Here is a 15,269-nt window from a genome sequence, read left to right on the forward strand (position 1 = left end):
AACAGTTAACTGTTAACTAAATAGCAGTAACGCTGGCAATTCTGCCACCCAGGCGATGAATTTTCTGCATTTCATTGAGTAGTGCTTCGCCAGGTATGACGAAAGCCCTGCTGCTGCGGCGCACACTGGGATATCCGCCAACACGAATACCTGCCACTTCAAGGCGGTACAAACGACCTTCTTTGCCGTAAGCTGCTGCGCCACCTAAACCAGTGCTAGGAGTAACGTTGGCACTAGAAGGACGATAAGCCCAGCCGTCGTTGCCGCCAGAGGGCCCAATAATCGCACTCACCGTGTTGGAACCAAGTTCTCCAGCTAGGCGAGAGGAGTTACCTTCTAATTGAGCGCGATCGCTATTAGCATAGCCCCGGTATAAGCGGAATATGCGGGTAAACCCAACAGATCTTTGTCCTCGTTGAAAGACAAAGGCTCGGCAGTAAGGCACAATATCTTCACCGAAGTTTTCTTGATACTCTACAGAGTCAATGTAGGAATCAATATCAGCATCGTAACCTTGAGATTGGTACAAATTCAAATGATGGATCACTTCCGACTCATCGTAGGGAGCGCGACCTAGCAAATGTTTGTAGTTAAGTTCAATCAACCGGGTTTGGAAACTGTTGTAGAAAAACTTGGTTTTGTACAGTTCCGATTTCGCCACAGCCCGGACAAATTCCCGTACTGTCAAGCTACCATCAGACAGCAAAGACTCAGCACCGACTAGACGCTCTGATTTCATTACGTAGTCGTTACCCAATAGCTGACGATAAACAGCCTTAATCACAACTTGTGCGTCTTCTTTAGTCCAATTTTGACGCAATTCAAGCTTGGGTGCATCGCTATAAGCTGATGTTCCTAGTCTTGATGCTTGAGCGGTAATAGGCACGTCAAATCCTCCTGTGATTCACAATATCGTTCTTCGATTTGGGATTTTAGATTTTAGATTTTGGATTTATCCCTAATACACAAATAGAGAGATTAAAAATTTCAGAAAAAGCAAACTTTTCCCTTGCTAAAGCTAGGGGCTTGTTCCCAAAAAATCATCCAAAATTAAAAATCTAAAATCTTACAGCCAGTTGTTGGTCGTTAACTTTTAACTGTTGGCGGCAAAACAGTTAATGGGCAACTGATAAAGAACTGTGTCCCTGATTTAGCTAGGGAAATGCTTATGATACTGCCGCATACAGTCAATTTTTTATCGGTTTGCTCTTAATTAACTTCCAACCAGAAAACTTGTTTATTGCTCTTTGCAGCATCTACTGAAAACCGAAGATGCCCGGGAATGTAAACAACCGCTAACCTATTTGCTAACAGCAGCTTACCTTTCCGGGCATCACGAGCGCGATCTAGCTCAGGGCGTTGATTGCGTAGTCGATGTAGGAGTTAGCTTCAGAGGCAGCGTCGCCACTTAAACCGTGATTAGCTTTGATGTACTTGAGGGCTTCAACGTACCAGCTAGGAGACAACTCGAATGTGCGGTTGATTTCGTCGAGTCCTGCAATCAGGTACTCGTCGATGGGGCCGGTACCACCAGCAACCAAGCAGTAAGTGATCTGGCGCAGGTAGTAACCGATGTCGCGGGCGCACTTGGCTTTACCACGAGCATCAGAGGCGTAGTTATTCCCTTGCATTTGAGTGGTGTAGGGGAATTTGTTGTACACTGCTTGAGCTGCACCATCGGTCAAGCGCTGAGCGTTAGCGCTCAAGGATTTGGCGGCTTCTAAGCCAGAGGTGGCTTGGCGGAAGCGACCGAAAGCTACTTGGAGTTCGGTGCTGCTCAGGAAGCGGCCTTGAGAATCGGCGGCTGTCACTGCTTCAGTCAAAGGGGTTTTCATTGTTGAGGTATCTCCCTAGTGTTTTGCTTTGGTGTTCGTAACAAGTTTGTTTTGTGCAGATGCGATCGCTCGCGTCTTACAGAATATGACCGACAGGGCTTTTTAGCCTACAGCAGAGGCAGCACGGTCGAAGTAGCCACCGATTTCAGAAACCAAGGAGCTGCAATCACCACGAGTGATGCCATTGGTATCGTTAACGATCGCGATCGCTGCTTCCTTCATTTTTTGGACACCGGCTGCAACAGAACCACCGGGAACTCCCAGAGCTTGGTAAGTTTCGCGGAGACCATTCAAGCAGCGATCGTCTAAAATGCTGGCATCGCCTGCGAAAGTTGCGTAGGTGACATAACGCAAGATGATTTCCATGTCGCGTAAGCAAGCTGCCATACGACGGTGGGTGTAAGCATTACCGCCAGGAGCGATCAATTGGGGCTGTTCGGCGAACAAAGAACGAGCTGCGTTAGCAACGATGCTGGAAGCGTTGCCGGTAATCCGGTTAACTGCATCAATGCGCTTGTTGCCATCTGCAACCATGCTGCTCAGGGCATCCAATTGACTGTTGGCGAGGAATTCGCCGCGAGCGTCAGCTTGGGAAACCACTTTGGTGAATGCGTCAAAACTCATGAACGAACTCTCCTACTTTTGGACTTAATTACGATACAAAACTGTTCAGTTAAAATCGATTCAGGCTGCTAGAGAGCCTGGAAAGGTTGAATACAGACCCCAGCTACTAGGCTGGCAGGCTTGGTTTCTGTCTTTGCCTCTGCTCTGGCTTTTTCCTGCCTGGCAACGGGCTCTTAAGAAACCTTAGAGAATTTTACACCGTTTATGAGAGGTAACAAACCTTGTCAATCAGTGTTTTTATTAACTGTTCGCCTGTTGTCTTAACCCTTCAGATAATCTTTATACAATGATGTCGAGCGTTTGTTTATTACAAATTATTACGGAATTTAATCTTTTTTCATAGATTAAAAGTGGTAGGACTTAGCTCTAAAATTTACTCCTTTTGATAGATGCGCTTGCAGAGCTTCAACAGTCTAGGAGCTTCAGCTCTACCTTAAGTGGGCAGAGTAGGGATTGGGCAGGAAAGACCTAAAGCGCGATCGCCCTTGGGCGATGCCCCTTACTCCCCGTTTTGTTAAGTAATGTAAACTAAATTAAAATTTAGTATGTAAGAAGCGGTGAAAGGGACTACTACGAAATATTTGAATATTGTCGTAGTGACTTGAGCGGCTCCCGATGTTTTAGTTAGGAAGTTGAGCGGCTACTAGGACTTAAAAATACCATCCGAACCATGACTATAGTCTAGCACCAGATACGCGACCCAAACATTCTGTGACTATTTCCTCCCTTGCATTGCTAAATATTAGTGAAAGCTACTTTCTAAGCTTTCCCTAACCATCCGCTCTCTTGCTCTAGTAATAAGTACCGATGAATGCTACTTTCTAACCAACGAGCGGGAGGTTGTACCCAATCCTAGTTAACTGTTATAGTGGGTATCATTCCGCGATTTATCGTAGTAATTTTCACAAATAATAGCCCGCTCGCCCTAATCATACCAAATAGTTCTGCCCCTAGAATTCTCTCGCAGTTTTAACGACAATCTCTCAAGCAACCAACATTTAGATAGCATTTATATTCATCAAAAGTAGCATTTACAAGGTAAAAAAGCCGATCTCGTACCCATGTGTACGTGAGTGTAAAGGATAACATTCTTGGTAGTGCTGTTTGACAAGTCTCGCTTTTTGTTTTACTGTCACCGCTCGATTTCATACATATAATTACACCTTAACTAATGTTATAAATACAGCGAATCAAGTCGCTATTACCACATATTTCATGAGAAAAAGAGTGAATCAAGTTGCGCCTCGAATATATTTTAATTCTAATGATCCTAGTAGCGATTGGAGTCGTTTTTGCGTACACTAATCACGACCCGAAATTCCAATTTCTTTACTTTAGTTTACAAAAGTGCCACGATTAGGGAAGATTACAAGTCAAAGGTCAAGACTCCCGCCAGTAGTCAAGCTGCGGTGTAAGAGTTAAAATCCTTGGACTCAAAGGATTGACCACAACTACTTGGGTAAAACCCCAAAAAATTGCTAATTTTTATGTAGTGGTGGGTCAAAGTTATTCAGCCGGAGGAAAGTAAGCGGACACACAGAGAGAAATACGCAATTTTTCTTCTCCCTCCTGCTTCCTTTTTTCTCCCACAACAAACCCCACAAGCCCAATGCCTTAAGCCCAATGCCCCATCCTCAAACTATGCCTTCAAATTCTCCGTTAGCTTGGCACAGCCTAGAAATTGACAAAACCCTGCAACAGCTAAGCAGCGACCCCGACACTGGTCTGAGCGCTCAAGAGGTGTCACAACGCTTGCAGCAATACGGCCCGAACGAACTCGAAGAGATAGCAGGGCGTAGCCCTTTGTCGATTTTTATCGACCAGTTCACCAACATTATGCTGTTGATGCTGATGGGCGTGGCTGTAGTTTCGGCTATTTTGGACATCAGAAGTAACAGTTTCCCCAAAGACGCGATCGCGATTTTTGCCATAGTCGTCCTTAACGGTATCTTGGGCTATCTCCAAGAAAGCGGTGCCGAAAAAGCCCTCGCTGCCCTCAAAAACCTAGCTTCTCCCCTAGTGCGAGTAGTGCGCGATCGCAAAATTTCGGAAATTACCGCCAAAGAACTCGTACCGGGAGACATCATGCTGCTGGAAGCCGGGGTAAAAGTAGCAGCCGATGGCCGTCTGATCGAAGCATCCAACTTGCAAGTTAGAGAATCGGCCCTCACAGGGGAAGCTGTACCAGTCACCAAACAAGCTGGGGTAGAACTCAAAGAAGATACATCTTTAGGCGATCGCATCAACTTAATTTTTCAAGGCACAGAAGTAGTCCAAGGCAGGGCAAAGGCGATCGTCACCGGCACCGCAATGGATACGGAACTGGGTAAAATTGCCGCCCTTCTCCAGTCCGTAGAAAGCGAACCAACACCGCTACAACAGCGGATGACTCAGCTAGGAAACGTTCTAGTCTCAGGAGCCCTGGGCTTAGTTGCCATCGTCGTCATTGGCGGAATGCTCAAATTTGATGGCGGCGGGCTGGGGTTCGATACCAGTAGATTTGAAGAACTGCTAGAAGTCTCCCTAAGTATGGCAGTGGCCGTCGTTCCCGAAGGTCTATCAGCCGTAGTCACAGTCACTCTGGCACTAGGAACTAGGCGGATGGTCAAGCGTAACGCCCTAATCCGCAAACTGCCAGCAGTAGAAACTTTAGGTTCCGTCACCACGATTTGTTCCGACAAAACCGGTACCCTGACTCAAAATAAGATGGTAGTTCAGGGAGTCAATACCGCCAGCTACAGGGCGGCCCTGACTGGGGAAGGCTATGCCCCCATCGGCGAGTTCATGGATAGCGCCTCTAACAAAATTGAGAATTTAGAAGAATATCCCGAACTCGAATCTATACTCGTCGCCTGTGCAGTCTGTAATGATGCAGTATTGCAGCAAGAAAAGGGCGAATGGATAATTTTAGGCGACCCCACAGAAGGAGCTCTACTTTCCTTGGCGGGAAAAGCCGGGATTTACAGGGAACAGCAAGCTAGAGTTTTACCTCGCGTGGCAGAGTTCCCCTTCTCCTCGGAACGCAAGCGGATGAGCGTGATTTGCGAAATGCCAGGACATGGAGGGAAATGGGCTGTACCTCTGGAAAATGAGGAAGAGGCAAATTATTTAATGTTTACCAAGGGCTCTCCAGAATTGATTTTGGAGCGCTGTAAATCTATTGTCACGGGCGATCGCGCCGATTTTCTCACTGATGAAGTTCGCACCAGCATCCTAGAGCAAAATAATGACATGGCAAGTCGCGGCCTGCGCGTACTTGGTTTGGCTTATAAATCTTGGGAAAGCTTGCCGTCAGAAGCTTCTGAAGAAACTAGCGAGACAGAGATGGTTTGGCTAGGGCTGGTGTGTATGCTAGACGCACCTCGACCAGAAGTAAGGGACGCAGTGGCAAAGTGTCGCGACGGTGGTATCCGCGCCGTGATGATTACAGGCGATCACCAGTTAACGGCAAAGGCGATCGCGATCGATTTAGGAATTGCCCAAGCAGGCGATCGCGTCCTCACCGGTCAAGAATTAGAAAGGCTCAGTCAAGAAGAACTCAAGGAGTTAGTTAGTAGCGTCAGCGTCTACGCCCGTGTCTCCCCAGAACACAAACTGCGAATAGTTAAAGCCTTGCAAAGTCTAGGCAAATTTGTCGCCATGACAGGGGACGGCGTAAATGACGCTCCCGCCCTCAAGCAAGCAGATATCGGTATTGCAATGGGTATTACCGGCACCGATGTCAGCAAGGAAGCTAGCGATATGGTGCTGATCGATGACAACTTTGCCACCATTGTCGCCGCCGCTGAGGAAGGGCGAGTTGTTTACACCAATATTCGCCGCTTTATTAAGTACATTTTGGGTAGCAACATTGGCGAAGTTTTGACAATTGCAGCCGCTCCTTTAATAGGTTTGGGAGGAGTTCCCCTCTCGCCTTTACAAATTTTGTGGATGAATTTAGTTACAGATGGCGTTCCTGCTTTAGCTTTGGCAGTGGAACCAGCGGAGCCAAATGTAATGAAGCGACCTCCTTTTAGCCCCCGCGAAAGTATTTTTGCCAGAGGGTTAGGTCTATATATGGTTCGCATCGGGATTGTTTTTGCAATTATCACGATCGCGATGATGGCTTGGGCTTATAGCTTTACTCACGCTCCTGAGTATACGGGCGATCGAGACACTTGGAAGACGATGGTGTTTACAACTCTCTGTTTAGCTCAGATGGGACACGCGATCGCGATTCGCTCTAATACTCAACTAACCATTGAGTTAAACCCGATGACTAATCTCTTTGTTTGGGGAGCTGTAATTGTCACTACTATTTTGCAGCTAATGTTGATTTATGTTCCTTTCCTGAGAGACTTCTTCGGCACGCAGATTTTGAGTCCGATGGAACTTGCTATTTGCTTTGGTTTCAGTGCGTTGATGTTTGTTTGGATTGAAATGGAAAAGCTGTTTGTGCGCTTTTACCGTAAATCTCAGCATTAGGATTTGCTGGGTAGAAATACAATAAAGAATTAGTAGTTTGGGTGGAGCATAGCGAAACCCAACTCTAATTAATTAAAAATTAAAAATTAGAATTTAAAAATTAACACCTAATAAATCAATAGCTATCAACCAACAACTATCAACTAACAACTAACAACTAACTATTCTGATGTATTTGAGAAGTATCCACCTCCGACAGTTTCGCAACTACCGAGATCAGAAGGTAATATTTGATGCTCCTAAAACAATTTTGGTTGGCAATAATGCTCAAGGAAAATCTAATTTATTAGAAGCAGTAGAGTTGCTTTCAACTCTCAAAAGCCATAGAGCAACACGCGATCGCGATTTAATCCTTGACGCTAAACCCATAGGGCAAATTGATGCTAGCTTAGAACGGCAAACTGGGATAATTGATTTAACTTTAACCCTTCGCAATCAGGGAAGGCGCACTGTTGGACTCAACGGCGAACCTCTGCGTCGGCATTTAGACTTTTTGAGCGTACTCAATACAGTACAGTTTTCGAGTTTAGACTTAGATTTAGTGCGAGGTAGCCCAGAACATCGGCGGGACTGGATCGATCGCTTAGTCACGCAATTAGAACCTGTCTATGCTCACATTTTACAGCAATATAACCAAATTCTGCGGCAGCGAAATGCTTTTTTGAGGCGAGAGAAAGAGCAAGCGAACAAAGGAGAATTACCAACCACCAATTACCAATCACCAATTACTAATTACCAATCACCAATTACCAATTCCGAATTAGCTTTATGGGATGCACAATTAGCAACTGCGGGAGCTCGTGTTATCCGCAGACGCGATCGCGTTTTAGAGCGGTTAATCCCTTTAGCTCAAAGTTGGCATCGCTCAATTAGTGGTAGTATGGAGGTTTTAGATGTTAAGTACATACCTAATGTAGAAGTAATCCAAGAATTAATTGCTCGCGATCGTCTTGAAGGAGTACGTCAAGCTTTTTTAGATAAAATTAGGGAAAGAGCGATCGCCGAATATTACCAAGGTACTACCTTAGTCGGCCCTCACCGAGATGATATTTCTTTTACTATTAATAATACTCCTGCTCGTCAATACGGTTCCCAAGGTCAGCAGCGCACTCTAGTATTAGCATTAAAATTAGCCGAATTACAACTCATTGAAGAAGTTGTTGGCGAACCTCCCCTATTATTGCTTGACGATGTACTTGCAGAACTAGATCTCAATCGCCAAAATCAACTTTTAGAGACTATTCAAGAGCGATTTCAAACTCTAATTACTACTACCCATTTAGGTGCTTTTGATGCCCAGTGGTTGCAGCAAACCCAAATTTTATCAGTCCAAGCTGGACAAATCACTCAAATTTAAAGTTTATATTTAAGATTGTAGATTGACAGATTAAATATTTAATGGTATGTCCAGATAATTTGATAGTAATTTAGTTCTGCGATCCCCAAATCAAGATAGGATGAAAGTTAAATTTAATTACGGATTTTCCGTTCCATTTCTAATGAGTCTTGTCAGGAACTCAGGGCTCAAGCCACTGAGCTTGTAAGAAGTTGCAAGCTATTCTGACCAGCCTAAGCCTTAAGTGGCTACGTTTTTTGAGTCACGACACCGGCGAATGCGAAGCTAGTTTTCCGCTCTGTCATCTGCAATTAAACAGTTTTAAAGTCACTGAAACAGTGTTGCAGGTTTAACAAGCTCTTAAAACATTGGCGAAGCTAACATCACCCCGCAAGGGAGGCTCGAAAGAGCAAAACATTATGCGTACAGGATTGCGAGGTTTGAGATGGTAATTGTCCCATCGAAAGTACATTACAAAAGTACACCAAGCTAAACAATCCCAAGGCGGTAATGGACAAAAAAGATTCACGGTGGTTAAAACCACCGTGTCGTTTCCCACATACCGAGTTTTTTATGAAGCACTATGTTTCCCGCCTGCTAGCCTTGGTTTTGGTGGTTGTCATCGGCTTAATCGGCTGTTCCAATGTCCCGTCCACTCTGACTGGAGATTATCGCCAAGACACATTAGGATTAGTCAACAGTTTGAGAACAGCGATCGCCTTACCAGACAATTCCCCAGATAAGGCCCCCGCTCAAGCAGATGCGCGTCAAAAAATCAATGATTTTGCCGCTACTTACCGCCGGGATGGAACGCTGACCAAGCTTACATCCTTTACAACAATGCGAACAGCATTGAATTCTTTAGCTGGACATTACAGTTCCTATCCCAACCGTCCTCTGCCGGACAAATTGAAGAAGCGCCTAGAATCCGAATTTCAGCAGGTAGAAGCTGCATTGAAGCGAGGAGCTTGAGCGATCGAGGAAATTTGAAGGATGAAGTTTGGGGCAGAAATTAAGTATTTTCAGGCTTCATCCTTCACATTTAAGGACTTTCACAGGAAAGTCCTAGTCATTTTTACGCCCGTTCTCCAAGGGCGTTTTTTAAGTGTGCGATAATGCTGAAAAGTTTGGCAGGGTGCTGAATAACTATTGAATCCTGTCCTTTTACTCCCTTGCGAGCCATCTTCTGATTGCCTTATGAAATTTGCCTTAACTCGGAACACCACGCCTCAACGCCAGCGGCAGATATTGAGCGCGGTTGCTGCGATTTTAACCAGTAGCCTTTTCCACCCCTTCATCCTCAACAAACCCGCTCAAGCGGAAACTTTAAGCTACTGTAAGTTATCACCAAATGATGTTCAGCAAAAAGAAAATTTACGCCAAGAAGCATTAACAGGAAAGCCAGAAGCTCAGCAAGCCTATTTTTCGATTTTGGCTGAACACGCACGACAAATGACAGAGTGCCGCACTAGAACTTGGCCGCAAACTCAGGCAATTTGGTTGCGTTTATATCCCTGCGATGCGAGGCCCGGGGAAATAGACAGAGTTTTAGATAAAATTGTTAATCAAGGCTATAACCAAGTCTATTTAGAAGCATTTTATGATGGTCAAGTGTTATTACCAGCAGCCGACAATCCCACCGCTTGGCCTTCTGTACTCCGAACTCCTGGCTATGAAAAATTCGATATCTTGGCAAAAGCGATCGCTAAGGGTAAACAGCGGGGTTTAAAGGTTTATGGTTGGCTATTTACGATGAATTTTGGCTATACTTATGCTCAACGTCCTGATAAACAGGAAGCGCTTGCTCGTAACGGCAAAAATCAGACAACTTTAACAGTTAGTCAAGACAATAATAGCTCTGACCAAATAGTAGAAAGTCAGGAAAATTACGCCTTTATTGACCCCTACAGTAGGCAAGCTCGACAAGATTATTCTGTGATGATTAATCAATTGCTGAAGCGCCGACCAAATGGAATGTTATTTGATTATGTTCGCTATATGCGTGGGGTCGGTGGAGCTTCTGTTGCGACTAAGGTTCAAGATTTATGGATTTACGGTCAAGCTTCTCAAGAAGTGCTGTTACAACGCGCTCAAAATCAACAAGGGCGGGATATAATTCAACGCTATTTGGCGCGGGGATTTGTTAATCTTAATGACGTGCAAGCTACTAACAAACTTTATCCGAAAGAGAAAGAACCCCTGTGGCCAGGGCGGATTCCTTTACCTGAGCCAAAGCCGACAATAACTCCGACTTCAGGTAAGTCTAATTCTCCAACTATACCACCCAAAAAACCTGCTCCTGGCAAGCCAGAAGTGCCGCCCCCAAAACTTGTTGACCCTGCAATTTTACAAAATGATTTGTGGACGCTAACTGTTGGTCATGCCGTGCAAGGGATTTTAGAGTTTTTAGGCTTAGCAATTCAACCCGCTCAGAGGATGGGATTACCTGTGGGAGCGGTGTTTTTTCCTGATGGGAATAGAAGGATAAATTCAGGGGGGTTTGATTCGCGATTGCAACCTTGGGATAGTTTCCCGGCTTCAATGGAATTTCACGCGATGTCTTACGGTGCTTGTGGAGATATGAGTTGCATTATTCCGCAGGTGCAGCGGGTAGTGAGTATGGCACCACCAGGAGCTTTAATTATACCTGCGATCGCAGGCGGTTGGGGTCAGCCTGTGAAGAATCGTCCTTCGTTAGAAATTCAAATGCAGGCGATTCGCAATGCTGCGCCGCAAATTAATGCTATCAGTCATTTTTCTTATGGCTGGCAAGAACCACAGGACGATCGAGCTCGGCGTTCTTGTCGGATGTAAGCAACCGCCAAGGCGGTTAGGGGCTAGGGGCTAGGGGCTAGGGGCTAGGGGCTAGGGAAAGAGGGGAAAGAAGGGAAGAGAATTAGAGGAAGTTCTTAATTGCTGCAACAATTGCACCCATCCTATTTCCCCTCTTTCTTTAGCTATAACTAGCTGAGTTTGGTAGAGCAATCTCCTCATCCTTGCCAGAGCCAGAACAACTACTCAAAAGGATTAATAAAGAGTAATTTAACAGTTCAGACTTTAGGAAGATGGAGAATAACTAATAATTTTTTAAGCTTTATATATGTTGATACAAGAGGGAAAAAACATGACACTTTTAAAGCTGGCAGACTTTTATCCTAACTATAAGGAAGAGATTTTTGCAGGGGATGACATTAAAGGTTTTGATGTTTATGGCGGCGACTCTAACGAGAAAATTGGTAGCGTTTACGACGCTCTAGTTGATGAAACTGGTCGCTTTCGTTATTTAGTAATTGATACCGGAATTTGGATTTTTGGCAAGAAAGTATTGCTTCCCATCGGTTCGGCTCGCATCGATTATGGAGCGCGGCGCGTATTTGCTATTGGGATTCGCAATAAAGACCAAGTAGAACAATTACCTCCTTACAATGAGCTAGAATCGCTAGATTACGAACAAGAAGAGCAGATCAGAGGAGTTTATCGCAATCAAGCTGATTACGCTGCTCCCATTTCTAGTGACTACGATCGCAGTACCTACAACTACGATCTAGACCGCCCTCTCTACGATACAAATGAGCAAAATCATCAAACTCTGAAATTGTATGAAGAACGTTTGATTGCGAATAAAAACCGCCAAAAAACAGGTGAAGTTGCAGTTGGCAAGCGAGTAGAAACTGAAACAGCACGCGCTTCGGTGCCTATTGAAAAAGAGCGGGTTGTGATTGAGCGCAGGACACCAGCAGACGCGGGTCGAGAAGTACCTGTCGGCGCTGTTGACTTCCAAGAAGGAGAAGTTGCGCGGATGGAAGTTTACGAAGAAACCGCTGATATTCACAAAGAAGCTTTTGTGCGCGAGCAAGTCAATGTCAGAAAAGAAGTTATCCGGGACACTGTTGAGGGTGAAGAAACATTGCGCCGCCAAGAGCTAGACGTTACAACCAATGGCGAGCCAGTTGTTGACAACAAAATGCGTTAAAAATTTAACCACCAATGGTTAAAGAGATAGCTCAATTGATGTTGAGATATCTAAGCAGTAAAGTCTTTAAAGGCAATGCAGGCAGGGCATTTTCTCAGCTCTGCCTGTAATTTTAACAAAGATTTATGTAGGTAAAAAGCCATGAGCGAAGCGTCTAATAAAGAACTTGAATCTATAAAAAAACAACTCCACAATAACCTTGTAGTAGAGCCGATTATGGCAGAGAATCCTCTGGAAGTTAGCTCAAATATAGTAGACAATCAGGAAGCCATCGATCCTTCCGAAATTGCAGAATTAATGGCGATACCGGAAACAGTGGAGCAAAAGGAAATCACGCTCCTAGAAGAACGTTTAGTTGTTAATCGCGGTAAGCGGAAAGTAGGGGAAGTCATTGTCCGCAAAGAAGTGGAAACACGGATGGTAGAGGTTCCTGTCCGCCGTGAGAAACTGATTATTGAACGAGTGGGGGAAGTACCTGAGCGGCTTGCAGAAATTGATTTAGGTGAAGGCCAGGTTACTGGCATAGAATTGGCAGAAATGGCGGATGCTAACGCTCAGCCTACTGTCAGTGCTGAATTTACTTCGGTACAAAAAGCTAGTAACGTTTTAAGTGCGATCGCCAGCCAGCCACATCACGGATGTGCTAAAGTCCGATTGGAAATTGTTCTGGAAAATAACCAAGTTCAGGAAACTTACCAAAATTGGTTTGACAGCTACGAAAGTTGAAAACAAAATCACTAAAAATTTATTTTAGGGTTGACGAATCCCTGGCATTTGTTGTAAGATTGGTTAGATAAAATTTATACGGTATGTACCAGAAGTAAGAACGAGAAAAGCTGAAGCATTGAAACTCGAACAATGCCGATCGGAATTAGTTAACCAAGCTTACGGATTAACGCCCGAAGAAATAGATTTAATGTGGAAAACAGCACAGCCGCGAATGCCGATTAACAGATAAAAATGTAACTTGTCATTGCGAGCGAAGCGAAGCAATCTTAAGCCTTTGCGATTGCTTCGGGCTTAGTTTGCTTCGTACCTCGCAACACCCTCAGATTAGTTTGCTTCACTACGTTCGCAACTCCTCGCAACTGCGCTGCGCTTGGCTCGCAATGACAGAATAATAAAATTGCTTCACTCGCAATGAGAGAATAAAAATTCTAGCAATCGCCAAGAGAGTGAGAACACTCGCTTATGGTCAAAACCATTGATTCTATTCCTCTCTTCCCCTAGTCCCTAGCCCCTAGCCCCTAGTCCCTACCTATAATTAATTAGTCAGCAAACTTGGGGAAGTTAGCACAAACACATCCCTTGTCCCGACAGCCGCAGATTCGGGTTTAATCGGAGTAGTAAAGTGGAAAAATTCATGGTCATTTACTAACAGCATTTCTCCCGGATTCAGGACTTTCTTAAATACGGGTTTTTCCTTTCTCTCCATGTAAAGATGTGTTTCTCCACCAAGAATATTAGTTCTGTCAACCGAGAAAATGCCAACAAAATCAGTCCCGTCTTGATGGATACCTTCAGGTGCAGGATTGCCAAAATTATTAAGAGAACAAGTAGTTCTAATTTGATGAATTCCGATTTCCGCTTCTGGATGAAGTTTACAGGAATCAGTAAAAGCTAAGACCAGATGTTTAAAGATATCCTGCGCGACCATTTCATCATCTAATTCAGCAAAATCTCTTTTAATATCCCCCACTATGGGATTGTATTCTTTACTTTGGAAAAGGTAGCCGTGAGGTAACTTTATTAATTCATTGCCGTTAACCATGAAGCGCGATAATCTTCGAGAGCGATACTTACCTTTGATGTAAGGATCGATAGGTAAATCATCAAAGAATTGCTTAAAACCTTCTAGCTTAATCGAGTTTACCTTTTTAAAGGTAAACATGAAAGCATAATCCAAATCTGTCGATCCCAGTAAGGTTTTCATAGGATTTTATAATTTTAGCGTTGATCCCTATCTTAAGTTTTCCTTAAGGAGGTGTATATCTCCAGTATAGAGTAGCTTTTTTGTGAATGCAGCTAAGCTCAATACAAAGTTTGCAAAGTTATGGTGAAGATTGCCTAGAAATTCCGCACAGCTTTAACCAATGATTGACAGGCCCGCAGGAAGATTGCCACGTCTACGCCGAGGCCGATGTACTGAACTCCTACATCAATCCACTGCTTGGCAATTTCAGGATTATCGGCAAAAGTGCCAGCAGCAATGCCTGCGTTGCGAATGGTTTTTACTGCTGCTTCCATTAAGTCAATCACGCGGGAGTCGCGGACTTGGCCGGGAATGCCGAGAGATTGGGAAATGTCATAAGGGCCGAGAAAAATTACGTCAAGATTGGGAACCTTAACGATTTCTTTGAGGTTATCGATGCCGCGTTTGCCTTCAATGTGAATCACCACTAGAGATTCTTCATTAAGTTCATCGGTGATACCTGTACCTGCGGCGGTATAAAGTCCGGCCCGCGTGGCGAAGGAAAGACCTCGCCTACCGAGGGGGCTATATTTGGCGTTTTGGACAGCGGTTTCTGCGTCGAGTTTGGTTTCGATTTGCGGAACTTGGACACCTGCGCTACCAATGTCGAGGGCACGTTGAATTTGGGGGCCGTCGTTTTTGCGAACGCGGACAATGGGGGCAATTCCTGCACAGTCTGCTGCGCGGCAGAGGTCTTCAGCAACGAGTGGGTTGATGGGGCCGTGTTCCATGTCAATTATGGCGAAGTCAAATCCTGCATGGCCGCAGATTTCGATGAAGGCGGGATAGGCGCAATTCATAAATGGGCCAAGGACTATTTCGCCTTGTTTGAGTTTGCGTTTGAGGTGGTTTGGACGCATAGAGTTAGGGGCTAGGGGCTAGGGAAGAAGGGACTCTTAATCTAGGGTGACAGGAATTCACAACGTTCTAACTGCTAAGAAGGTGGCTATAGTTTTAAGAATTTTTGAGTATCAACAAGAAAGGAAGAAGACTGTGGCGATGCCATCTAAATTAAAATGCCTTACAGGATAAATATACTCCTGGGTTATTAATTTTATGAAATAA

Annotated in this window: 11 protein-coding genes; 6 read left to right on the forward strand and 5 right to left on the reverse strand. The window is 44.6% G+C overall.

The window, feature by feature from the left end; genetic code table 11:
* Window positions 1-16: 16 nt before the first annotated feature.
* The 3 genes from OSCIL6407_RS0108455 to OSCIL6407_RS0108465 all read right to left on the reverse strand — a co-directional run bounded on the left by OSCIL6407_RS0108455 (window position 17) and on the right by OSCIL6407_RS0108465 (window position 2,459).
* Window positions 17-886: a phycobilisome linker polypeptide gene (locus OSCIL6407_RS0108455; protein ID WP_007355328.1), complete on the reverse strand. Its 870-nt coding sequence runs from the start codon at window positions 884-886 to the stop codon at window positions 17-19.
* Window positions 887-1,346: 460 nt separating this feature from the next.
* Window positions 1,347-1,835: a phycocyanin subunit alpha gene (gene cpcA, locus OSCIL6407_RS0108460; protein ID WP_007355327.1), complete on the reverse strand. Its 489-nt coding sequence runs from the start codon at window positions 1,833-1,835 to the stop codon at window positions 1,347-1,349.
* 102 nt (window positions 1,836-1,937) lie between these two features.
* The gene (locus OSCIL6407_RS0108465) at window positions 1,938-2,459 is read right to left on the reverse strand and encodes a phycocyanin subunit beta (protein ID WP_007355326.1); all 522 of its coding nucleotides are present in this window, start codon (window positions 2,457-2,459) and stop codon (window positions 1,938-1,940) included.
* Between the two features lie 1,641 nt (window positions 2,460-4,100).
* Between OSCIL6407_RS0108465 and OSCIL6407_RS0108470 the strand changes: the two genes are divergently transcribed.
* The 6 genes from OSCIL6407_RS0108470 (at window position 4,101) to OSCIL6407_RS0108500 (ending at window position 12,958) form a co-directional block, all read left to right on the forward strand.
* Window positions 4,101-6,923 carry a cation-translocating P-type ATPase gene (locus tag OSCIL6407_RS0108470; RefSeq protein ID WP_173401169.1) on the forward strand — a complete coding sequence of 941 codons (2,823 nt, stop codon included), beginning with the start codon at window positions 4,101-4,103 and terminating at the stop codon, window positions 6,921-6,923.
* 169 nt (window positions 6,924-7,092) lie between these two features.
* Window positions 7,093-8,280 (forward strand): DNA replication/repair protein RecF, encoded by a 1,188-nt coding sequence (recF, locus tag OSCIL6407_RS0108475; RefSeq protein WP_007355323.1) that lies wholly within the window; start codon window positions 7,093-7,095, stop codon window positions 8,278-8,280.
* A 552-nt stretch (window positions 8,281-8,832) separates the two neighbouring features.
* Window positions 8,833-9,231 (forward strand): photosystem II protein Psb27, encoded by a 399-nt coding sequence (gene psb27 / locus OSCIL6407_RS0108480; RefSeq protein ID WP_007355321.1) that lies wholly within the window; start codon window positions 8,833-8,835, stop codon window positions 9,229-9,231.
* Window positions 9,232-9,456: 225 nt separating this feature from the next.
* Window positions 9,457-11,073 carry a glycoside hydrolase family 10 protein gene (locus OSCIL6407_RS0108490; RefSeq protein WP_007355320.1) on the forward strand — a complete coding sequence of 539 codons (1,617 nt, stop codon included), beginning with the start codon at window positions 9,457-9,459 and terminating at the stop codon, window positions 11,071-11,073.
* Window positions 11,074-11,383: 310 nt separating this feature from the next.
* On the forward strand, window positions 11,384-12,232 hold the full coding sequence (locus OSCIL6407_RS0108495; RefSeq protein WP_007355319.1) for a DUF2382 domain-containing protein: 849 nt from the start codon (window positions 11,384-11,386) through the stop codon (window positions 12,230-12,232).
* 141 nt (window positions 12,233-12,373) lie between these two features.
* On the forward strand, window positions 12,374-12,958 hold the full coding sequence (locus tag OSCIL6407_RS0108500) for a DUF2382 domain-containing protein (RefSeq protein WP_007355318.1): 585 nt from the start codon (window positions 12,374-12,376) through the stop codon (window positions 12,956-12,958).
* A 538-nt stretch (window positions 12,959-13,496) separates the two neighbouring features.
* On the opposite strand, the gene OSCIL6407_RS0108505 is transcribed toward OSCIL6407_RS0108500, so the two are convergent.
* Entirely contained in the window at window positions 13,497-14,165 is a 669-nt protein-coding gene (locus tag OSCIL6407_RS0108505; RefSeq protein WP_007355317.1) for a 2OG-Fe dioxygenase family protein, read from the reverse strand.
* 134 nt (window positions 14,166-14,299) lie between these two features.
* Window positions 14,300-15,064: an HpcH/HpaI aldolase family protein gene (locus OSCIL6407_RS0108510; protein WP_007355316.1), complete on the reverse strand. Its 765-nt coding sequence runs from the start codon at window positions 15,062-15,064 to the stop codon at window positions 14,300-14,302.
* Window positions 15,065-15,269: the final 205 nt, after the last annotated feature.

Source organism: Kamptonema formosum PCC 6407, assembly GCF_000332155.1.
GTDB classification, from domain to species: Bacteria; Cyanobacteriota; Cyanobacteriia; order Cyanobacteriales; family Microcoleaceae; genus Kamptonema; species Kamptonema formosum.

Coding starts and splice junctions, on each gene's coding strand:
- cpcA (WP_007355327.1), bottom strand. CDS start 1,835: ATGAAAACCCCTTTGACTGAAGCAGTGACAGCCGCCGATTCTCAAGGC.
- OSCIL6407_RS0108465 (WP_007355326.1), bottom strand. CDS start 2,459: ATGAGTTTTGACGCATTCACCAAAGTGGTTTCCCAAGCTGACGCTCGC.
- OSCIL6407_RS0108470 (WP_173401169.1), top strand. CDS start 4,101: ATGCCTTCAAATTCTCCGTTAGCTTGGCACAGCCTAGAAATTGACAAA.
- recF (WP_007355323.1), top strand. CDS start 7,093: ATGTATTTGAGAAGTATCCACCTCCGACAGTTTCGCAACTACCGAGAT.
- psb27 (WP_007355321.1), top strand. CDS start 8,833: ATGAAGCACTATGTTTCCCGCCTGCTAGCCTTGGTTTTGGTGGTTGTC.
- OSCIL6407_RS0108490 (WP_007355320.1), top strand. CDS start 9,457: ATGAAATTTGCCTTAACTCGGAACACCACGCCTCAACGCCAGCGGCAG.
- OSCIL6407_RS0108495 (WP_007355319.1), top strand. CDS start 11,384: ATGACACTTTTAAAGCTGGCAGACTTTTATCCTAACTATAAGGAAGAG.
- OSCIL6407_RS0108500 (WP_007355318.1), top strand. CDS start 12,374: ATGAGCGAAGCGTCTAATAAAGAACTTGAATCTATAAAAAAACAACTC.
- OSCIL6407_RS0108505 (WP_007355317.1), bottom strand. CDS start 14,165: ATGAAAACCTTACTGGGATCGACAGATTTGGATTATGCTTTCATGTTT.
- OSCIL6407_RS0108510 (WP_007355316.1), bottom strand. CDS start 15,064: ATGCGTCCAAACCACCTCAAACGCAAACTCAAACAAGGCGAAATAGTC.